20 protein-coding genes are annotated in these 20,486 nt (G+C 38.7%); 9 read left to right on the top strand and 11 right to left on the bottom strand.

Going from position 1 to position 20,486, the window contains the following annotated elements; genetic code table 11:
* Positions 1–318: 318 nt before the first annotated feature.
* Positions 319–645 (top strand): 30S ribosomal protein S20, encoded by a 327-nt coding sequence (gene rpsT / locus WDZ40_04575; protein MEX0878094.1) that lies wholly within the window; start codon positions 319–321, stop codon positions 643–645.
* Here rpsT and holA read toward each other — a convergent pair.
* The 10 genes from holA to tsaE form a co-directional block, all read right to left on the bottom strand.
* Positions 603–1,550, bottom strand: coding sequence for a DNA polymerase III subunit delta (holA, locus tag WDZ40_04570; GenBank protein ID MEX0878093.1), 948 nt, complete (start codon positions 1,548–1,550; stop codon positions 603–605). The two genes, rpsT and holA, sit on opposite strands and share 43 nt — an antisense overlap.
* A 61-nt stretch (positions 1,551–1,611) precedes the next feature.
* Positions 1,612–1,851 carry a hypothetical protein gene (locus WDZ40_04565; protein ID MEX0878092.1) on the bottom strand — a complete coding sequence of 80 codons (240 nt, stop codon included), beginning with the start codon at positions 1,849–1,851 and terminating at the stop codon, positions 1,612–1,614.
* Positions 1,838–2,140 carry a hypothetical protein gene (locus WDZ40_04560; GenBank protein ID MEX0878091.1) on the bottom strand — a complete coding sequence of 101 codons (303 nt, stop codon included), beginning with the start codon at positions 2,138–2,140 and terminating at the stop codon, positions 1,838–1,840. Before WDZ40_04560 ends, WDZ40_04565 begins: the two co-directional genes overlap by 14 nt.
* 163 nt (positions 2,141–2,303) lie before the next feature.
* Positions 2,304–3,347 carry a DUF3048 domain-containing protein gene (locus tag WDZ40_04555; protein ID MEX0878090.1) on the bottom strand — a complete coding sequence of 348 codons (1,044 nt, stop codon included), beginning with the start codon at positions 3,345–3,347 and terminating at the stop codon, positions 2,304–2,306.
* On the bottom strand, positions 3,344–4,315 hold the full coding sequence (locus WDZ40_04550) for a hypothetical protein (protein ID MEX0878089.1): 972 nt from the start codon (positions 4,313–4,315) through the stop codon (positions 3,344–3,346). Before WDZ40_04550 ends, WDZ40_04555 begins: the two co-directional genes overlap by 4 nt.
* A 32-nt stretch (positions 4,316–4,347) precedes the next feature.
* Positions 4,348–4,530: a hypothetical protein gene (locus WDZ40_04545; GenBank protein MEX0878088.1), complete on the bottom strand. Its 183-nt coding sequence runs from the start codon at positions 4,528–4,530 to the stop codon at positions 4,348–4,350.
* A 6-nt stretch (positions 4,531–4,536) separates the two neighbouring features.
* Complete coding sequence (locus tag WDZ40_04540; protein MEX0878087.1) at positions 4,537–5,349, bottom strand: response regulator; 813 nt, start codon at positions 5,347–5,349, stop codon at positions 4,537–4,539.
* 67 nt (positions 5,350–5,416) lie between these two features.
* On the bottom strand, positions 5,417–6,559 hold the full coding sequence (locus WDZ40_04535; protein ID MEX0878086.1) for a HAMP domain-containing sensor histidine kinase: 1,143 nt from the start codon (positions 6,557–6,559) through the stop codon (positions 5,417–5,419).
* Positions 6,560–6,566: 7 nt separating this feature from the next.
* Positions 6,567–8,774 carry a DNA polymerase gene (locus WDZ40_04530; GenBank protein ID MEX0878085.1) on the bottom strand — a complete coding sequence of 736 codons (2,208 nt, stop codon included), beginning with the start codon at positions 8,772–8,774 and terminating at the stop codon, positions 6,567–6,569.
* Between the two features lie 91 nt (positions 8,775–8,865).
* Positions 8,866–9,339 (bottom strand): tRNA (adenosine(37)-N6)-threonylcarbamoyltransferase complex ATPase subunit type 1 TsaE, encoded by a 474-nt coding sequence (gene tsaE / locus WDZ40_04525; protein MEX0878084.1) that lies wholly within the window; start codon positions 9,337–9,339, stop codon positions 8,866–8,868.
* Between the two features lie 82 nt (positions 9,340–9,421).
* Between tsaE and WDZ40_04520 the strand changes: the two genes are divergently transcribed.
* The 7 genes from WDZ40_04520 to WDZ40_04490 all read left to right on the top strand — a co-directional run bounded on the left by WDZ40_04520 (position 9,422) and on the right by WDZ40_04490 (position 16,678).
* A complete protein-coding gene (locus tag WDZ40_04520) occupies positions 9,422–10,360 on the top strand; it encodes a hypothetical protein (GenBank protein ID MEX0878083.1) in 939 nt (312 codons plus the stop codon).
* 52 nt (positions 10,361–10,412) lie between these two features.
* Entirely contained in the window at positions 10,413–12,077 is a 1,665-nt protein-coding gene (locus WDZ40_04515; GenBank protein ID MEX0878082.1) for a GspE/PulE family protein, read from the top strand.
* A gap of 270 nt (positions 12,078–12,347) precedes the next feature.
* A complete protein-coding gene (gene ruvB / locus WDZ40_04510; protein MEX0878081.1) occupies positions 12,348–13,394 on the top strand; it encodes a Holliday junction branch migration DNA helicase RuvB in 1,047 nt (348 codons plus the stop codon).
* Positions 13,395–13,410: 16 nt separating this feature from the next.
* The gene (locus tag WDZ40_04505) at positions 13,411–14,133 is read left to right on the top strand and encodes a YebC/PmpR family DNA-binding transcriptional regulator (protein ID MEX0878080.1); all 723 of its coding nucleotides are present in this window, start codon (positions 13,411–13,413) and stop codon (positions 14,131–14,133) included.
* A 2-nt stretch (positions 14,134–14,135) separates the two neighbouring features.
* Positions 14,136–14,645 carry a crossover junction endodeoxyribonuclease RuvC gene (ruvC, locus tag WDZ40_04500; GenBank protein MEX0878079.1) on the top strand — a complete coding sequence of 170 codons (510 nt, stop codon included), beginning with the start codon at positions 14,136–14,138 and terminating at the stop codon, positions 14,643–14,645.
* Positions 14,646–14,664: 19 nt separating this feature from the next.
* Positions 14,665–15,327, top strand: a complete 663-nt coding sequence (locus WDZ40_04495) for a hypothetical protein (GenBank protein MEX0878078.1) — start codon at positions 14,665–14,667, stop codon at positions 15,325–15,327.
* Positions 15,263–16,678, top strand: a complete 1,416-nt coding sequence (locus tag WDZ40_04490) for a GNAT family N-acetyltransferase (GenBank protein MEX0878077.1) — start codon at positions 15,263–15,265, stop codon at positions 16,676–16,678. The genes WDZ40_04495 and WDZ40_04490 overlap by 65 nt, the downstream gene beginning before the upstream one ends.
* Positions 16,679–16,698: 20 nt before the next feature.
* On the opposite strand, the gene tyrS is transcribed toward WDZ40_04490, so the two are convergent.
* Entirely contained in the window at positions 16,699–17,889 is a 1,191-nt protein-coding gene (gene tyrS, locus WDZ40_04485) for a tyrosine--tRNA ligase (GenBank protein ID MEX0878076.1), read from the bottom strand.
* 102 nt (positions 17,890–17,991) lie between these two features.
* Here tyrS and WDZ40_04480 point away from each other — a divergent pair, with 102 nt between their 5' ends.
* A complete protein-coding gene (locus tag WDZ40_04480) occupies positions 17,992–20,484 on the top strand; it encodes a PBP1A family penicillin-binding protein (GenBank protein MEX0878075.1) in 2,493 nt (830 codons plus the stop codon).
* The last annotated feature ends 2 nt before the right edge of the window (positions 20,485–20,486 follow it).

Raw genomic sequence — 20,486 nt, 5'->3', positions numbered from 1 at the left:
CAAACTATTGAAGGGTTAAAATAACCTACTAGCAAAAAGACGGCCGTCTTTTTGCTAGTAGGTTATTTGTCCAATTAAAAGCCTCATTAATTTGCGGCTTAAAGTTCACCTATCGCTATTAAATTCCCTTTGCCGTTCTCGCAAAAATTCAACTTATAACAACCCTTTCCGCAAGGGCTTGCATAAAAAGTTAAAGGGTGGTAAAAAACAATAGTTAAACTAATACATTCGCTCAATTTTTAATTTTTCATTTTTAACTCTTAATTTGACTGAGCCTGTCTGCGTGCGTCAACGCACAGGTAGGCGAAGCGAATAAACGTGCCACAATTACCAAATGCAAAAAAGGCGTTGCGCAAAAGCCAAAAAGAGGAAGCGCACAATCGCCAATACAAAAACAGGGTCAAAAAAGCTGCCCGAAAAATAGATGACCTTCTAAAGGAGGGTAAAAAAGAAGAAGCAGAAAAACTTCTACCTATTTATTTTAAAGCTATAGACAAAGCCACAAAAATAAATATTTTCCACAAAAACACGGCTAATCGCAGAAAGTCTCTGTACGCAAGGAGGGTATCCGGGAATGAAAAAAACCAAGTTTCTGCAAAAAATCAGGACGCTACCGCCGCCGAAAGCAGTTCGCAAGATAAGTAGACATCAATTTGACCCGTTTTACTTTTTACATCTAAAGACCCTACCCTTGAGTAGAGGTCTTTTATTTTAGGCCAGGAAAACAAGCCGACAATACTCAGTGTTTTTTTAACAACAAAAGGATGTTCTCCTATTTTTTTTGCAATTAAATCAGGAGAAACGCCTAAGTCTTTTTGTTCTTTTACTTGGGCTATAATTTTAAGCTGACGAACTATCATATAAAATACATATTCGGGAGCTTCTCCAGCGCGCCACTGCAAAAGCAGATTATAAAAAGCTTTGTTTGTATCACCTCTAAATATTGCGTCTATTGTAGGAAAAATTTGCGCCTCCGCACCTCCAACAGACACAGCATCCAGTGTTTTTTTTGTTATCTTCCGCCCATGGCTATATGCGCGTATTTTATTTAGTTCATTATATATAAACCACATATCCCCTCTACACAAACTAACTACTTCCTTTATTATATCCAGAGACACAGGACTTCTGTTAGCATAATATGCAAAAAACCATCTCGCAGTTTCCGCTACGCCCAATTCTTTAAATTCCTGTTTTTTATCCGCGAGGGCGATAATTTTTTTATAATCCTTATCTTTTTCAACAGAAGAATTTTCAAATAAAATTATTGTATTATCTTTATCTCCTTTAAAGCTCCTAAGACCCTGCCAATCTGCAAACTCACCCTTAAGTCCCGCGTTTGCGGACACATTCTCTAAAACCACAAGTTTTGACGAGTCAAAAAGAGACCCGCTCTGAAGCGCGTTTTTTACTTGTTTCATATCTGTACTAAAGCCGTCTATTTTTTCAAACGAAAAACCGGTTTTGTGTTTTTGTTGATAGGCCACCTCAAGCTCTTTTAATTTTTGACGGCTTCTAAATGTATCCTTGCCGTGAAGAAGTATTATCATAAAAATATAGTCTTTAATATTTAGTATATATTATATACAGCTTAAATAAAAACAGAGTCCCTTATGGGGACTCTGTAAGAACAAAGTTGGTAATTACTTTTACCAAGTGGCGATTATGAGATTTGGTAGTGGCAAAGTAGTCTTCGGGGTTTAAATTGTGAGCTCTCCGGCCACACTTACATCCTATATTTACTGTTTTTCCGTTTTTATCAAATGACCATCCCGTGCTTTTGTGGGTATTAATTATTTTTAAAATTTCTCTTCCGAGTTTTTCCTCTTTCTTTTTGTCAGTCTTGCTCATTTTTCCCTTTTTTCACCCTAAGGTGCATTTCGGTCTCTTCGGCAAGCTGCATTCCCTTCAGTTCCAAGTACCTGTCATCATCTTCTATGGGGTGATTTAAGCCATATAAGTTGCCCTCGTAAACAACTTCTACAATCCTTATCTTTCTATCTCCAAATATCATTCTTGCGGAACTTATATGGTCCGCTGCAATCTTGCGCGCCTCATCTTCATTTTCCGAATTAAAAATCTTGTCAGTATACCACTCGCCATAGGCACCTACAGCCCTTTGGAGCTCATACCTGGGCATTGCAAACCTCCTTTTTGTAAATAACTAAACATAGTGTAACGCCACACTTTCTTTTTGTAAACAGCTAACTATAGCGCAGAGTTGCGCCTTGATAAAAGAGTTTGTTTTCTGTGGATAACTCGTGGATAACTTTAACCCAACCCAAAAGTGGGGCAAAAACTCATCAGACATTGTTGTCCCCCCACAAGACCGGGGTGTATGTATCTATAATGTGAATCCACTTATTACCTGCAACCAGCGGAACCTCATTACCTTTTGCGTCTAAAAACTTAAGTTTGCTATATATTGAATCGACGCTTTTTTCCCACTTAACCTTCTGCATTCCCCCGTTTTGAAAAATTACAGCATCCCCTTCTCCTGTAACATCTACATCGTTGTAATCCGCGTTAATCTGGCGTGTGCTTGTTTTCATTATAACAAGGACTTTTGCCGATACCTGCGAGCCGTCCAGTGCATCAATCTCAGGCTTAGAACCACGCCATCTTAAGTATTCATTTTTATCTTTACTGTAAATATAACTAACATCAAAAGGTTTCGGATACGATATAAAAATTGTGGAAGGAGTATCTATCTCTGGGCTGGACTCTTCTAAATCCGGATATCCCTCAAAATCAGTTTTTAAGCGGTAGTCTAAAAAAATAGAGGTTTCTAAAAGGCGGGCGTAAGACGTAAAACCGTTATCCGGCGCTAAAATACCGCTCTTTCTATAAAAAACGTTGTTTGGATTTATTAAGGCATCCAAATTATCTAAAATATCCTTATTCAATTCTTTCAAGGCAAAAGAAGAACCTCCCCAGTGGGCATATATGGCGTCAAATCCCGCGGCGAGAGGAATAAAATCATCCCGAGCTGACCTGACAGAACCTATGGCTTCCGGCTCTTCACACGCGTAAAGCGCCATTATTCGCGTAATTGAGTCCTTTACGACCGGCATTTCCACCACAAGATCTGCCTTTGCTATGCCGGAAAGAGGACGTGTTGAGGTGTCTTCAGCCAACATAACAGCAAAAGGTCTTGTGGTACTGTTCTCGCACCTTTTACCGGAAAGTGGGTGTGGATCATTTTTTATCTCTTCCTTAACCACTGTTTGCGGCAAAACATCTACTGTGCGAGGTTTATTGAGGTCAAAATAAAAGACTCCCGAGACTACAACCAGGAGTAATGTGGACAATATTATTAATACTGTGTCTTTACGTGAAATAGTCATGCAAAAAGCTTTGATGCTGATTTTTCAGCTGCTGGTTTAAGTAGGTATGCCAAAGCAATCAGACCCATATATATCGCAAAAAGATAGTTTAAGTCAAGATACACTCTCGTAAAATCTAAAAATGTAATTGTAACCCAGGAAACTATGGAAACTGATCCTGATATTCTTACTATTTCTTCCAATGCCTCGCTCGGTTTGTTTACTTTTGTTTTTTTGATTAACGACGTAAAAGCATCATTAAGATACACAGAAAGCAAAGCTCCGTTCATTATAATTATAGCTATAACTATCTGGTTAAACACAAACTGTGTATTATGTATGGGGTCAAAGTTATTAAAAAGACCGGAGCTTATAAAGTCCATTCCAAGACCAATCCATATAAAAGCGCTCATCACAGGATAGGCGGGATATAAAACTCTCTTAAGTGAGTCCTTGTGGAGGGTGTATAAAAACAGAAAATCAACAACAACAACTGTTCCAAGAGTAATGATGGAATGCCAGTTGTGCAAAATATAAGACAACTGGAGCCTACCGACAGTTCCTGTATACGAAGAGAGCGCGAGAATTACACTCAAAAGTATAAATTGAACCGCAAAAAATTTATGAGCTATGCCTTTAAAGTATTCTGCCTTTTTGATAAAAGCAAGTATACCGGCGAACCCTGTTATTGTTGCCAAAACAACAATGGGTAAGCCAGCCTGAAATCCCGCGCGTATGAAATCCTGGGTTGTATGCACCACGCCTTCATGTCCATAAATAAGTGTCGGGTAAACAAACAACGCCATAAACCACCACCCAACAACAAAAAAGGAGAAACTCCCCGCAAAAAGAAAAAATAATCCTGCTGAAAGATCCCAATATTTTTTCTTATTTTTATCCCCAGTGGCAGCTTTTCTGGAAAAGACATACCCCCAAAGGCACGCTGCTCCGGCAACCGCCAGGCTGGCCTGGGTTAAAAATCTTAGCATGTTTGATATTTCGCCGGATATCTCCATTTTTACTATTTTTTAGATGTGAAAAGATTAAAAATAAAAGCCGCAAGACCCGCAAAATAAAATACCTTAGCAATCCTCCATACAAATAGTCCGGTTTTTGTATCCAAAAACCAAACAGCGCTCAGTACACTTAGTCCTGTTATAAAGAAAAACACCATACTCAACTGAGTTTTTGAAACCTTTGACATCTTAAATTATGCAAGTGGTCCCGCACTTCCACCCTGTATTTTTTTTAGTACTTCGTTTATTTTAGCGATAATATCTTCGGGAACGCAATGAGCTTTAATAAGAAACTCTGCAGCGCCAAGTTTTTTTGATCTTTGAATATCTTCTTCTTGTCCAAAGTTTGAAAGTATTACAACCGGAATATCTTTCCATTCCGGCGTGCTTTTAATTTTAACCAGAAGGTCAAAACCGCTCATCCCAGGCAATAAGAGATCCAATAAAATAAGATTCGGGGTTACTCCTTGTAGCTTTTGTAGTGCCGTTTCAGCATCCATACAACTTATAACCTCGAGGTTAGGATTTTCCTGAAGCTGTTCCGTCATTATCTTATGTAAAAATGGGTCATCATCAACAAACATTATTATATCCTTGTCGGAAGCGGTACTCGCCACACCTTGAGTTGGCACGACAGATTCGCCTGTTTGTGCCTGAATTTTCTGAAGCACAGCCCCTTGCTCTACATCTGCACGAGTTATAACCTCGTTAGCGCCGGACTGCTTAACCGCATCGGCTTGACCTTCTTGTCCAGCCCCCAAAACAGCTATAACGGGTATTGCCGATAGTGATGAAGCTTGTTTCATTTGTTGTATAAAGCTTACACCATCAATGTTTGGAACCGATATATCCACAACAACAAAACCTGGTTTATTTAGTTTCATTTTCATTAAACCTTCTTCAATACTGGCGGCGCTATCTACACTATATCCAGCCACACCAAATTGCTGAGTTAAAGCTTGAACTAAATTATTTTCGCTTGTAATTATCAGTACTTTTGTTTCCATGTTTTTTAGTATACCACAATTACTATTTTCCACTCCCTAAGCACTATTTATATATCTTGTACACATTTTATAAGTCTTCCAGAAACTCTGTGAACTCTTTCTCGTCCACCACCTCCCCCTTTTTTTCTTTATGAATAGGCAGACTAAAATAAAATATAGAACCCTTATTTTGTTCTGATTCAGCCCAAAGCTTTCCTCCGTGCTGTTCAACTATGTTTTTTGTTATATAAAGCCCTAAGCCACTACCCGATGTCTGAAGACGCAAGGCGTTTTCCGCACGAAAAAACTTAGAAAAAAGACGGGGTATATCTTTTTCGGGAATACCGATACCGTGGTCTCTTATGGCTACTATTATCTGACTATTACGCACACCCACGCCTATGTCCACGCTCTTTCCGGGAAGGCTGTACTTAATAGCATTGTCTATAATATTACTTAGTGCTATTCTCATTTTTTCAGTATCAAGCAGTATATCCGGGAGTTTCTGTTTTGGCTTACGAAACACAAGTTTTACATCATTTTCCTCGGCTTTTATGTTCTCCTCTTTTATGAGTTCCTCTACAACCTCTACAATAGAGGCCTGTTTAAAATCATATCCAAAACGCCCCTCTTCAATGCGCGAAACATTCAAAAGATCATTAACAAGACGTATCATGTGCTCGGAAACCTCTGTGCCCTGACGCAAAGCATCTTTCTGTTTCTCCGTAAGCGGACCCATACTCCCGTTTCCAATAATACTTAGTGTCCAGCGAATAGCGGACAACGGAGTTCTCATTTGGTGTGCTGCTATAGAAATAAACTCAGATTTCATATCAGAGATATACTTTTCACGCGCATACATCTGTGTAACCTTCTCCGCCATCTCGTTAAAGGTTTCCGCCAATTTTCCAAGCTCATCATGCGTTTCCGCGCTTATACGAAAATCAAAATTACCCTTTTCATACTGCTCTGCGGCTTTGCGTAGGTCCTCAATTGGTTTAACAATGCTCCTTGATGCAATACTGCTAAAAAATACCGCGAACAAAATAGATACAACAAAAAGTGCTCCGACAAAAAACAGTGCATTGTCATCCGCAAGAATATAGGGCCACCACTCCATAATGCTAATAATAACAACCAAAGGCAAAAGTGAGCTCCCCGCGAACAAAAACGTAAACCGCGTACGCAATTTGCTTTGTTTTTTAACTCGTCTCTTTTCTTTTTTTACCATAAATACCTTACTTCATCTCTCCCCAAGACTCGCCTATTTTATATTCCACTTTTAAGGGAACGGATAACTCCACCGCGTTTTCAAGTATATCTTTTGCGTGTTCTGCTGTCTTTTTTATTGTATCACTGTCCCCTTCCCACAACAATTCATCATGTATCTGCAAAAGTATGTCTATGTTTTTAAGGTCTTTGTAGGCCTTTATCATGGCAATTTTTACAATATCGGCCGCTGTGCCTTGCACGGGCATATTTATTGCGGCGCGCTCCGCCATTGAGCGGTGCATGGGGTTTGGAGATTTAAGATCAGGAAGAAACCTTTTCCTGCCAAACATTGTCTCCACGTACCCTAATTTATAGGCCTTTTCTTTTGTCTCTTCCATGTATGCAGCAACACCATCAAAAACTTTCAAATATTTATCAATAAACTCCTGGGCCTCGTCAAAAGTTATGCCAGCGCTTTGAGCAAACGCGCGAGGACCAATTCCATAAATTATGCCAAAATTTAAAGCTTTAGCATCGTAGCGCATTTTTTTTGTTACCTCTTTTTTGGGTACGCCAAAAACAAGGGCGGCCGTATTTATATGAATATCTTCATCGTTTTTAAAGACATTTATCATATTTTTATCTTTTGCAAGATGTGCCGCAACCCTTAACTCCATTTGAGAATAATCGCATGCCAACAAAAGATTGCCCTTATCCGCAACAAAGGTGTTTCTAATTTTTTTCGCAAACTCACCCCTTATTGGAATATTTTGCATATTAGGATTCTTGCTTGAAAGCCTCCCTGTTGTAGTGCCCATTGGTTGAAAAGTTGTATGTATGCGGCTATTCTCATCAGCAAGCTCCGGAAGAGGGTGTATATAAGTGGAAAGCATTTTTTGCAACTCCCTCTGCTCTAAAACCATATCCACCACCGGATGTGTATTTTTTATTTTTTCTAACTCGCTTGCTGCAGTTGAAATCTTTTTTCCTGGAGTTTTTTTAATGCCTTTGGTGCTTATTTCAAGTTTTTCAAAAAGAATATCCGACAACTGCTGAGGTGAATTTATATTAAATTCTTGCCCCGCTTCTCTGTATATTTTTTTCTCAAGAGCGCCAAGTTGATTTTCCAGCTCTACCCGCAGCTTATTAAGTGATTTTTTATCTATTTTTATTCCATTTTCTTCCATTTTTAAAATAACCGACACTAACTCTTTCTCAATCTTATACAAATAGTCAGATAAAAGCCCCGCTTCGTTGGCATCTTCAATTTCACGCACAAGCTGCGCTTCTCTTCCACCCTCTTTTTTATCCCCCGAATCTGCATCTTTTGCCTCAAAGCCCTCTAACTCACCCAACCTGCTTATCAACCTGTTAAATCCCAGCTCTTTAAGCAACTCTTCAACTTTTACAGGGTTAAAACCACCCCACTTTGCGTGTTCAACACTCAAATTTATAGGAACATCCAGACGGATTTGAGCCAACATTCGTGAGAAAAAGGCCTGTTCTTTATGCTCTACGAGAAGTTTTTTTATCCTATCGCTAACACCTATCTCTTTATTTTTTTCAACAGCATCATATAATTTTTCCAGATTCTCATGTTTTTGAAGAAGAATTGAAGCGGTTTTTTCACCTATCCCCGGTACTCCGGGTATGTTGTCTGAAGTATCTCCGCGAAGCCCCTTATAATCTGCAAGCTGTTTTGGGTCTAACCCAAACCTTTCCTTCACGGCCCTTACATTATAAACAACCGTTTCGGTAACACTTTTTTTCATTGTATAAACACTGGTACTTTTGGAAACCAGCTGAAGTGTGTCCAAATCACCGCTTACTATAATTGTGTGTATGTCCGAATGTTCTTTTTCTAATTTTGCGGCAATTGTCCCAATAACATCGTCTGCCTCAAAACCCTCCTTTTCATAGACAGGAACATTAAAGGCCTCTAACATCTCTTTAATCCGGGGTATTTGCGCATAAAGTTCGTCAGGCGCTTTATCTCGCGTGGCTTTATACGCATCGAATTCATTGTCACGAAATGTGGGTCCGGAAACATCAAAAGCTGCCGCCAAATAGTCCGGTTTAAAATCTTTTAGAGCTTTTATTAAAATTGTACTAAACCCATAAACAGCGTTTACTAACTCACCTTTTTGGGTCATTAACCTGGGTAGTGCATGATAAGCGCGGTGAAAAAGGGAGTTAGAGTCTACAACTAAAAATATTTTTTTGTTGTTCGGCATATATTTACTTTATTTTACCACACTTACTTAGAACTTTTCGGACAAATAAAAGACATGTCCAATATTGAACGTGTCTTTTGAGAATACTGCCTTAAAAACTTACAGTAAGCACCCTACTGTCCTCGCTTGTGTTTTCTATAGATATATATATGGAATTATCCGGCATAATAGTTTTAATTCTTTCAGCCCACTCAACCAAAACTATATTGTCGAGATTAGATACTATCTCATCCCAACCGATATCCTGTACTTCTTTTGACAAACCAACACGATAACAGTCAAAATGATACAAGTAGTTAACATCAGAGAATTTTTTGGTGTTAAAATTCTCTTTCTTAACACCATACTTCTTCATTATAACAAATGTTGGGCTTGTTATATTTCGCTTAAGGCCTAAATGTTCTGCAACCCCTTGCGCAAAATGTGTCTTCCCTGCCCCAAGCTCGCCTGTTAAGCCGACAACTAAAGCATTGCTTCTTTTTTTATCCCAAAAAACATCTAAAACATGTGCTGCTATTTTTTTAGTTTCTTCTACGGATACTGATTTAAATATTTTTTGTTTCATAAATTTTATTTAAGTAAAAAGCTTTGACACGCCCGACAATATCCTGTATTTTAGATTATTAACCAAAAACAACAACATTACAATGAATAATTTTTCACTATCATTAAAAAACTTTATAGATGCCTGCAAAAATATACTCATTGTTGCGGGCAATGATAAAAAAATAGACAACCTTGTATCTTCTTATGCCTTGGCGCTGGTCGCAAAAAAAGAGGGGAAAAATGTTTCTATATATTTTACAGGTCAAAACCTGCCTGAACAGCTTCGTTTTTTAAATATCCAAAAATTTACCGAAGGGCAGTACAAAGAGTTCCCCAAACACGACGGCACTGTCTTTGTGGGTGTAACAAACGAAGAGCGTTATCGCATGTTTATGCCTGAACACACAACTGCTAACAATGTTTTAAATATACATTCAGGAAACCCCCCGGACACGGCTTCAGAAAAACTAACTCGCGCCTTAAAAGAACTAGATGCAAATTATATAACAGATGTTGTTGCAACAGCGCTTCTGTCTGGGATTGTTTCTTCAACACAAAATTTTCAAAACCCGAATGTTCAACCACAAACCCTTTTTATTTCAGCCTATCTTACATCAAAAAAAGCAAAAAACGAGTTAATAGTACAGCACTTATACAAAACAAAGCCCATGGAAACTATAAAATTGTGGGGTTCTGTAATAGCTAATTTTTCCTACGTTGAAGACAAAAAAATAGGCTGGAGTTTTATTGAATACAGCGATATTAAAAAAAATAGCTTTAATAAAAGTCTTGGAGCCTCCTTAATAAACGAACTAAAAAATAATTTTAATCAGGCAAATATTATTATACTGGGAATAGAACATGCGCCCGGGAAAAACATTGCTCTTATACACGCGCTAAGTCCTGATTTTTTAAAAAACTTTTCTAAAACAAGAGGTGTGGCGCTAAAAAACTCCTCATGTATTATGCAGCTCCGCTCCGGACACGCCATAAAAACCGCGACACATAAAGCTGCAAAAGAGATTTCTGCAACACTTTAATGTGGGGGTCAATATTGTATTAAGCTCAAAATCAATATAGTATGTAAATAATATGTCTGATGAGCTCTACCCTAAAAACAATTTAAACAACATTCAGAGAGAAGATGAGGAGAGAGTCGCCCAACAAAGGGCGGAGGCTTACAGAATGACTTATGCTAATCTTTCTATGACACCGATACAAGAGGAGGCCATGATGCTGTTTAAAGAAGAAAAAGCTCGTGAAGCAAATATTGCTATAATTTATAAAAAGGGAGAGTCTATAAAAGTTGCTCTTCAGGATCCCAAAGACCCCAAAACAAAAGAGGCGCTCGATGAACTTAAAAAAACTTATCGCAATATAAGTCTTGTTGTTGTGTCACACAGTAGCCTTGAAGAGGTTTGGGAGAAATACCCAAAAAACACATCCGGGAAAGCGGCAGACATAACCGGATCTGTAAGTATAGACCCAAGCACACTTGAAAGATTTAAAAGCAAACTAAAAGAGATAAACGACATTAATATCCTTCTAAGCGACATAGAAGATATAAACGCGTCTCATGCGTTTGAGGTCTTAATAAGCGCGGCTCTTGCTTTTGATGCAACAGATATACACATAGAACCCCAGCGTGGAAAAACAGACATCCGGCTTAAAATAGATGGAATGCTGTACGAGGTAGCGACAATAAACGAGCACTTATACAAATTAATCCTTTCGCGCATTAAGCTTCTTTCCAGCTTAAAACTAAATGTTCATGACGAACCCCAGGAAGGAAGGTTCTCAATACTATTTGAAGAAAGAGAAATAGAAGCCAGAATATCAATAATTCCAAGTGAATACAATGAAGATATTGCCTTAAGAGTTTTAGACCCTAAATTTTTATTATCCCTCTCAGAACTTGGATTACGCCCTGATTTAGAAAAAGAATTAAAAAATCAGTTACAACAACCCCAGGGTTTTCTGCTCATCACAGGAGCAACAGGTTCCGGTAAGACAACCACCCTGTATGCAGGTTTGCGTTTTTTACAAGAGAGAGAGTTAAAAGTAATTACAATAGAAGACCCTATAGAGTATCATCTTCCCGGAATAACTCAGACACAGGTAAACCCACATAAGGAGTACACTTTTGAAACCGGTCTGCGTGCTATTTTACGGCAAGACCCTGACATTGTGCTCTTAAGCGAGCTAAGGACCCTTGAATCAGCCGATGCTGCGATGCAGGCGGCTCTGGCAGGAAGACTTGTCATGAGTACTTTACACACAATAGACGCAGCGGGAACTGCTCCGCGTTTAACAGACCTTGGTGGCGACCCGTCTACCATTGCCTCTGCACTTTCTGCTTCTGTTGCACAACGACTTGTAAGAAGGCTATGTGGTGAATGTAAGCAAGGGAAAACCATAACAGATGAAGAATATGAGCTATTTCAAAAAATATTAAAAGATTTACCGGAAAAAATTCCTCACTCTCCCTTAACACCCGACGCGACCATACACACCCCGTCACCAGGCGGATGCGTAGAGTGCAGACACACAGGATATAAAGGCAGAATAGCTATTGTTGAAATAGTAGTTGCAACAAAAAAGATAAAGGAAAAAATAATGGAAAACCCTTCCGAAGAAGAAATACGGCAATTGGCCAAAGAGGAGGGAATGACAAATTTAAAACAAGATGCAGTTATAAGAATATTAGAGGGCACAACTTCTTACAAAGAGGTTGAAAGGGTTCTGGGTACATTGTAAAAATCGCAAAAACAAAAACACCCTGAAAATGTAGGCATTCACCACAAATCTTGGCTTGGGAACCTATAATATGGAATACATCTGAGGAATGGACCAGCCATGCAGCCGGGCCATCCATTAACTGAGAAATATCCCTTATCCCGATCAAACAATCGGGACGAGTGAATGCCTACATTTTTAGGGTGTTTTCTGGTACAATTACTAAAGGTAGGTTTTTTATTTTATTAGTAAACTACTACAGATACACTATATTATCAGATTATCTAAAATATGTCAAGTAATTTTTCTAAAAATACGGTGTCCGAATCGTCAAAAACACAGCCGGAAGAGCAAAAAGGTGACAAATATCTGGACATGGCACTGAGGCCCGCAGCATGGGACGAGTACATAGGACAGGAAAAGACCAAAGAAAGGTTGCAGATATTCATAGCGGCCGCAAAACAAAGAAAGGAAACATTAGATCATACCTTATTATACGGCCCTCCCGGTCTTGGAAAAACAACCCTTTCACATCTTATAGCCAAAGAGTTGGGTGTTAATATGAGAGTAACCTCCGGTCCGGCCATAGAAAAGGTTGGCGATTTAGCTTCCATATTAACCAATCTTGCACCGCATGATGTTTTGTTTATAGATGAGGCACATCGTCTAAATAAAATGGTTGAAGAAGTGTTATATCCGGCAATGGAACAAAGAACGCTGGATATAATTTTAGGAAAAGGCCCTTCAGCCCGCACAATACAGTTAGACCTTCCCCCATTCACACTAATAGCGGCTACAACGCGCGCGGGACTTATGTCAGCTCCTCTGCGTTCCAGGTTTGGTATAACCAGTCGTTTAGATTTCTATGAACACGAAGACTTGGAAAAAATACTCACGCGTTCCGCAAAAATATTAAATATACAAGCCGATTCTGAAGCTTTATTGTATATTGCAAGATGCTCAAGAAGTACCCCGAGGGTGGCAAACAGATTGTTAAAACGAATTAGAGATTACGCGGAGGTAAAAAATAAGGGTGGCATATCTCTTGACGCGGCAAAAAGCGCTTTAAAGATGCTTGAAATAGACGAATTAGGGCTTGAACCAACAGACAGAAGAATGCTTGAAATGATGATTACAAAATTTAACGGCGGTCCCGTTGGTCTTCAAACTCTTGCCGCCGGAACATTTGAAGAAACTGACACCATAGAAGAGGTCTATGAACCCTACCTTATGCAAATAGGATTTATAGAAAGAACTCAGAGAGGAAGGATGGCAACAAGGTCAGCTTATGAACACCTTGGATTTTCTATGGATAACCTACAAGACCCTTTATTGTAGGCAATCAACCCAAAACATGAGCGGACACTCTAAATGGTCAACAATTAAACATAAAAAGGCTGCTACCGACAAAAAAAGGTCGGCTGTTTTTGCAAAGCTGGCAAAAGCAATAACAATTGCCGCGAACCAGGGTGGCGGAGACCCTGAAACCAACTATGCGCTTCGCAGTGAAATTGATAGGGCAAAATCTTTCAATTTGCCCAAGGACAAAATAGAGCAGGCCGTAAAACGCGGAACAGGAGAGTCAAAAGAAGGTGTTCAACTTGTAGAACTTTTAATAGAGGGTCTCGGTCCCGGAGGTTCAGCAATATTAATTGAAGCTATAACCGACAATCGCAACCGCACGACAGCAGAGGTACGCCACATATTAAACCAAAACCACGGAAAAATGGCCGGTGAAGGTAGCGTACAGTGGCAATTTGCAAGATATGGTGTGTTGCGCATACAAGAGGTCTTAACAAAAAACAAGGAGGAATTTGAACTTTTAGCCATAGAAGAGGGGGCAGAAGATATCAAAAATATGGGTGGTAGTTTTTATATCTATACAAACGTTGACAATACACAAAAAATGTTGGAATATATGCAAAAACAGGGTTATGATGAGTTGGAGGCAAGTTTAGAGTGGATACCGAAAAACACTGTAGAGATTAGTGAAAAAGAAAACTCCCAATTAGAAAAGCTTTTTGAAGCGCTGGATGAACAAGATGATGTTCAGGATATTTATACAAACACAGAATAAACATGCACAACACTGAAGAAAAAGTTGTCTTGGGAATAGATCCTGGAACAGCAAGAATGGGTTATGGGGTCATAAATTATAAAAATCCTGATATTTCATGTGTAGAGTACGGTGTTTTAGAAACAGAAACAAAAACAGAAGAAGCTCTTAGGTTAAAGGATCTTTACAAGGGGTTAAACAATCTTATACACAAGCACAATCCGGATGTTGTAGCGATAGAAGATATTTTTTATTTTAAAAACCAAAAAACATTGGTGCAGGTAAGCCAGGCGAGGGGTATAGCCCTTCTTGCCGCAACAAACAACGGGAAAAAATGTTACTCTTTTACACCCCTACAGGTAAAACAGGCTGTTGTGGGCTACGGGCAAGCCGAAAAACACCAGGTCCAGGAAATGGTTAAAGCGATTTTACATTTAGAGGATACCCCAAAGCCCGATGATGCCGCAGATGCCCTGGCTGTAGCTATAAGTTGCGCCCACTCTTTAAAGATGTTGCAATTTTCTGAAAAATAAGCTATACCATAACCTGTCCATGATAAAGCACGAAAATATTAAACTAATAAAAGGAAGCGGACCGGTCTTGCTTTCGGCACCCCATGCTGCACCAATCAGGAAAACAGTACAAGAGAGATCGTATGTGCGAATGGCTGAAAAACGGGCTGATGAGCTCGTTAAAACGCTCTGTGAAAAAAATGGCGCATGGGGAATATTCACTGCCTCAGAAGAAGGCCCTTTAGATGGCTGGCAAGAAAGCATTTACGGAAAATACAAAAAAACAGTAAAAAACCTCATACAAAATGAGGGTATTAATTTAGTTATAGACATACATGGAGCGAAAAAAACAAGACCTTTTTATATTGATTATGATTTTATGATTCCAAACAAACACCCCCACGACCAGTATGTAGAAAAGTTGCTTTGTAACACTTTTGCTTCACACTTCCCTGCTGAAGAGCTGAGTAACGGTTTTTATAGAAAAATTAAAGGGTCTGGTAAAAAAACCCTAACCTACTATGTGCGCAAATATTTCGGGATACCAGCAATACAGCTTGAAATTAACAAAACAATAAAAGAAAGTGAACAAAAATTTGATAAACTTATACATGTGTTGTACTCTTTTATAACAGAATATGAAAATACTTTTACTGGGGTTCAACCAAAAGAAGAGGTCCTACACAGTAAAGAGGCTCGTTAGCGAACTTAAAAAGCGCGGGCATACTGTTACATACATGTCTTGGAGGGGGCTTGTTTTTTCTTTTGGAAAAAAGGGGGTATCAATACAGCGTGTTAACGGCACAGACTTGAAATACTATGATTATATAATACCGAAATCACCCATAACCAAAGCGGCGAAGGAAAGTGAAGTGAGGTTAAGCCATTTGTACAGGCACTATTTTTTAGTTGTAAAGTATATAAACCACTTCCACAAACACGCGCTTAATGAACATACAACAAAAAAACTGGCTTTTTATGATAAATTATTCCAGCATTTTCTTTTAAGCACCCACGATGTCCCCGTTGTGCCGTCTCTTTTGTATACAGGAAAACAAACACCTAAATCCGTATATGACAAATTTAAAAAACCCTACATAATAAAAAGCATAGAGGGTCTTGGGGGAAAACAGGTCTTTTTAATAACGCAGCGCAAAGCTGCAAGAAAACTACTGGAAAAATTCGGGCTTGGACAGCTTTTGGTGCAAAAATATGTGCCTATAACCCAGGACTACAGGGTTTTGGTTTTAGGCAACAAAGCAATCGGCGCTATGAAGCGAGTGGCACCCGGAAGCGACTTCAGAACAAATATATCTATCGGCGGAAAGGCTGAAAAAAGCAGTATGTCTAAAGAAATGCAGGAGGTTGCTGTAAAAGCGACAAAGGTTTTTAACGCTGAATTCGCGGGCGTAGATATTATAAAACACAAAGGAATATACTATGTTCTTGAGGTAAATATTTTCCCAGGATTTGAGGGTTTTGAACAAGCAACGGGCATAAACGTGGCGCGGGAACTGGTAATGTACATAGAAAAGAAATATCTTTGGAGCGTGGAGTCTGAATTTGCCAAAGAAGATAAAAAAAGTATTTTTGAAAACCTTTATAAAATTGAAAAAGAAAATCTTGAAAAACCGCTGTTAACACCTAAAAAATTCTTAAAAACAGTGCTTGAAAGAGAGTTGGTTGTAATTAACAAAGAAAGAAAACCTATTGCCTATCTTACACACTATAAAAAAGATGATGTGAGGCGTATAACAAGGTATGGAATACTTCCCAAGTATCGAGGGCAACGCATGGGCAGGAGAATGCTTAGAGCTCTAATTAAAATATCAAAAACAGAGCGGGATTTAAAAATAAACGCTGTGATTCCTTTGTCTAACAAAAAAAGACAAACAACATTTAAACGTGCCGGATTCAAAAAAACGGACACCATATTAAAAGACCACTTTGGAGAAAGTGGTGACGGGGTGGTTTATGAATATATAATTAATCCCGAAAAAAGGGTCAAGGGACCGGGTCTTACAAAACAAAAAGGGCGCAACCGTAAAAAATAGGATAATCTTCACCCTATTTTTTACTTAACAACGACTTTTATTATTTTTCTTCTCCCAACCCTTAAAATAGATCTTTTTAAAGGAATTTTTTTTGCATAATCCCCTATTTTTATATCGTCCAGATAAACTCCGCCCTGGTCAACAAGGCGACGAGCTTCTGTTTTTGATGATGCAAAACCCGCTTTAACAAGAACATCTACAACACTGCTATTTTTACCTGCCTCTATCTCAGAAATATCTTTGGGGTTTTTTTGTTCTCTAAAAACTTTTAGAAAATTATCTCTTGCTTTTTTGGCCTCATTTTTACCCCAATAAACAGAGACTACAAGCTCTGCAAGCTGAAGTTTTAAATCGCGGGCCCTTTTGCCCGTGATTTTTTCTTTTTTTATCTTTTCAAGCTCATCAAGTGGTAGGGGTGTAACACACTCAAAGTATTCTACTATCTCACCGTCTGTTATTGTCATGGTTTTTCCAAACATCTCACCCGGTTCGTCTAAAAGAGCTATGTAGTTATCCATGGACTTACTCATCTTTTTAACACCATCTGTGCCCTTAAGTAGCAGCAACATAAAAATATCTTGTTCTTTTTGCCCATATCTTTTCTGTACCTGCCTACCCATTAATAAATTAAATTTTTGGTCTATGCCGCCAACTTCTACATCTGCGCGCACCCTAACAGAGTCATAAGCTTGCAGTAATGGGTACAAGAGCTCAATAGCGCTAATACCGCTCTTTTTTGCAATTCTCTCAGTAAAATCAGCACGCTCAGTAAGCTGTTGAACAGTTGCGGTTCTTGCAAGCTGAAGCATAGCCTCCAACCCCTCTTTTTTGTGCCACTCGCTGTTGTGTAGAATTTCTATTTTTTTTATGTCTAATATTTTACCCACCTGTTCCACGTATCTTTTTTTATTCTCTTTAACCTCTTTAACCGATAAAACTTTTCTTTCTTCACTGCGTCCGCTTGGGTCACCTATGGTTGCTGTAAAATCACCTATTACCAAAACAATTTTATGTCCTAAATCTTGAAACTGTCTAAGCTTCCAGAGGGGCACTGTGTGTCCTAGATGAATATTGGGTCCAGTTGGGTCAATGCCAAACTTAATGCGGAGTTTTTTTCCGGATTTTAAGCGCTTGTTAAAGCTTTCTTCTTCTATTATTTCTGCAACACCTCTGGTCAACAGGTCTCTTTTTGTGAATTTGACATTTGCCATAAGTTTCTATATAAATCTATGGTATCATTTATTAAGAGAATAGCATATTAAGTATTTATGCGCCACATATCAAGTTTCTTTGATTTTTTTTGGAGAAATAAAATGAAAATATTAGAATGGTTTGGATTAGCTCTTTTTTTGGGGTGTGTTTTTGTCGCGTTTCTCTTTATTTACTACTCTAAAGACCTACCCTCTCCCGAGGCTTTGAGTGATCTTTTTGTACCTGAGTCCACAAAAATACTGGACAGAACAGAAACTGTTGTCTTGTATGATATCCACGGTGAACAAAAAAGAACTGTTGTTTCCTACGAAGACATGGCAGATTATGTGCGTTGGGCAACGATTGTAGCCGAGGATGATCAGTTCTATCATCATATGGGCTTGGACATACGTGGAATAGCAAGAGCTGTTGTAACAAACCTAAAAGGTGGTGGCATAAGCCAGGGCGGAAGCACTCTTACACAACAATTTATAAAAAATGCGTTTTTAACTTCCGAAAGAACTTTTCCAAGAAAAATAAAGGAGGCAATATTGGCTATAGAGTTAGAACTAAAATACTCAAAAGATGAAATATTAATGCTCTATTTAAACCAGGTACCTTACGGCAACAGCGCATATGGCACAGAGGCTGCAGCCCAGACATATTTTGACAAAAGCGCGAAAGACATAACTATTGCCGAATCAGCAATACTTGCCGCCCTACCCAACGCTCCCTCTTACTACAACGCTAACAGAGAAGACCTGTTGGTGCGTCAAAAAAATATTTTAAACAAAATGCTTTCTTTGGGGTACATAACGGAAGAGGAGCACACAGAAGCTATAAACGAGGAGATAGAGTTCCAACCTATCGCAAGCTTCATACAAGCTCCTCATTTTGTTATTGAGGTAAAACAATATCTTGAAAACAAGTACGGACCGTCTTACGTGCAGCAAGCCGGTCTTAGGGTTGTTACAACCTTAGACAAAACTGTTCAAGAAGCCGCTGAAGAAGCTGTTGATGAGCGTGCAAATTATAATATTAGAAACTTCAATGCTCATAACGCATCTCTGGTGGCAATAGATCCTTATACAGGACATATCTTGGCGATGGTGGGTTCTAGGGATTATTTTGGTAAATCAGAGCCCGAAGGATGCACATCAGGACGAGCGTGTTTATTTGATCCGCAGGTTAATATATCTACATCTCCTCAACAACCCGGGTCATCTTTTAAGCCTTTTGCTTATGCTCAGGCTTTTAAGAAGGGCTATACTCCGGACACTTTAGTTTTTGATGTTCTTACGGAATTTAATCCAAACTGTTCTTCTTCTGCAAATCAGGAAAAAGAAGATTCCGGTTTAAATTGTTACCATCCAAGAAATTATGACCTTCAATACTTCGGGAAAATCACTCTCAAGGAGGCTTTGGCACAATCAAGAAATGTCCCCGCTGTAAAAGTATTATATTTAGCTGGTATAAATGACACCATAAAGTTAGCTAATGAAATGGGAATAGAGAGTCTTCAAGAAAGCTCTCGTTACGGTCTTTCTTTGGTACTGGGAGGAGGTGATGTTACCCTTCTTGAGGAAACATCTGCTTTTGGTGTTTTTGCCGCACGCGGAGAACGCAACCCCGCAACAATGATTTTGCGTGTCCAGGACAAAAACGGGAAAATATTAGAAGAGCATACTAAAAACAGTCAGCAGGTTTTAGAAAAAAATATCGCAGACCAAATCAATCATATTCTAAGCATAAATGATTATCGTTCCAGGGTTTTTGGCGAACAAAACAGTTTAGTTATTCCGGGCTTAAGTGTTGCAGTGAAAACCGGCACAACACAGGACTACAGAGATGCTTGGACTGTTGGATATACCCCAAGCATTGCTGCCGGTGTTTGGGTTGGAAATAACAACAACGCAACAATGTATCAAGCTCCCGGGTCACAAGCGGCAGCTCCTATATGGAATAGTTTTATGCGCAAAGTTTATCAAAAAAAATCTGTGGAGTCATCCGAATTTAAAGGAAGAGGTTCTTACTTTTCTCTCCCCTCTATAAACAACGAGAGGTCTTTTATACGTCCAATGGTAGAGAAAACAAACAAACCGGTATTGGATGGTGTTATGACAGGATACCACAACATATTGCACTATATATCTTTGAATAATCCTTTAGGTGATAATCCAAACAATCCAAACTCAAACCCCCAATATAAAAACTGGGAGGACGCTGTAAGAAATTGGGCAATATTAAATAATTTAGATTCAGACACCGAAACAGATGAGAGAGATTTTACAGACGAAGAAATACCAACAGAAATTGTAGGGCCTTTTATTGTTTCATACTTAAGCCCATCCAAACGTTCTTTTTCTGAAGAAGAAACGATGTTTCTTGATATACAGATAAACTCTAATAATCCTCTTGAAAAATCTTTTGTGTACTTAAACGGAGAAGAGATATTAAGAAATACGTATTCCAATACAGGAATATATTCGGTAAAGATAACAAAAAACATATCCTTACAGGACCTTCAAAAAAATAACTCCCACCAAATTTTAGTGGAAGTTTTTGACACTCTTACCAATACAGGTAAAAGTAGTTTTATATTTAAAATAGAGTAATT

Source organism: Candidatus Spechtbacterales bacterium (assembly GCA_040879145.1).
Lineage (GTDB): Bacteria > Patescibacteriota > Minisyncoccia > Spechtbacterales > 2-12-FULL-38-22 > JAWVZY01.
Note: the sequence above shows the minus strand (reverse complement) of the source record. Positions and strands in the feature narration are given on the sequence as shown.

Excerpts from the sequence above, each read along its gene's own strand:
- ruvB (MEX0878081.1), top strand. The coding sequence starts at position 12,348 with ATGTCAAGTAATTTTTCTAAAAATACGGTGTCCGAATCGTCAAAAACA.
- holA (MEX0878093.1), bottom strand. The coding sequence starts at position 1,550 with ATGATAATACTTCTTCACGGCAAGGATACATTTAGAAGCCGTCAAAAA.
- WDZ40_04495 (MEX0878078.1), top strand. The coding sequence starts at position 14,665 with ATGATAAAGCACGAAAATATTAAACTAATAAAAGGAAGCGGACCGGTC.
- WDZ40_04515 (MEX0878082.1), top strand. The coding sequence starts at position 10,413 with ATGTCTGATGAGCTCTACCCTAAAAACAATTTAAACAACATTCAGAGA.
- WDZ40_04550 (MEX0878089.1), bottom strand. The coding sequence starts at position 4,315 with ATGCTAAGATTTTTAACCCAGGCCAGCCTGGCGGTTGCCGGAGCAGCG.
- WDZ40_04560 (MEX0878091.1), bottom strand. The coding sequence starts at position 2,140 with ATGCCCAGGTATGAGCTCCAAAGGGCTGTAGGTGCCTATGGCGAGTGG.
- tsaE (MEX0878084.1), bottom strand. The coding sequence starts at position 9,339 with ATGAAACAAAAAATATTTAAATCAGTATCCGTAGAAGAAACTAAAAAA.
- WDZ40_04565 (MEX0878092.1), bottom strand. The coding sequence starts at position 1,851 with ATGAGCAAGACTGACAAAAAGAAAGAGGAAAAACTCGGAAGAGAAATT.
- WDZ40_04555 (MEX0878090.1), bottom strand. The coding sequence starts at position 3,347 with ATGACTATTTCACGTAAAGACACAGTATTAATAATATTGTCCACATTA.
- WDZ40_04520 (MEX0878083.1), top strand. The coding sequence starts at position 9,422 with ATGAATAATTTTTCACTATCATTAAAAAACTTTATAGATGCCTGCAAA.
- WDZ40_04490 (MEX0878077.1), top strand. The coding sequence starts at position 15,263 with ATGAAAATACTTTTACTGGGGTTCAACCAAAAGAAGAGGTCCTACACA.
- WDZ40_04540 (MEX0878087.1), bottom strand. The coding sequence starts at position 5,349 with ATGGAAACAAAAGTACTGATAATTACAAGCGAAAATAATTTAGTTCAA.
- ruvC (MEX0878079.1), top strand. The coding sequence starts at position 14,136 with ATGCACAACACTGAAGAAAAAGTTGTCTTGGGAATAGATCCTGGAACA.
- WDZ40_04480 (MEX0878075.1), top strand. The coding sequence starts at position 17,992 with ATGAAAATATTAGAATGGTTTGGATTAGCTCTTTTTTTGGGGTGTGTT.
- WDZ40_04535 (MEX0878086.1), bottom strand. The coding sequence starts at position 6,559 with ATGGTAAAAAAAGAAAAGAGACGAGTTAAAAAACAAAGCAAATTGCGT.
- WDZ40_04505 (MEX0878080.1), top strand. The coding sequence starts at position 13,411 with ATGAGCGGACACTCTAAATGGTCAACAATTAAACATAAAAAGGCTGCT.
- WDZ40_04545 (MEX0878088.1), bottom strand. The coding sequence starts at position 4,530 with ATGTCAAAGGTTTCAAAAACTCAGTTGAGTATGGTGTTTTTCTTTATA.
- WDZ40_04530 (MEX0878085.1), bottom strand. The coding sequence starts at position 8,774 with ATGCCGAACAACAAAAAAATATTTTTAGTTGTAGACTCTAACTCCCTT.
- tyrS (MEX0878076.1), bottom strand. The coding sequence starts at position 17,889 with ATGGCAAATGTCAAATTCACAAAAAGAGACCTGTTGACCAGAGGTGTT.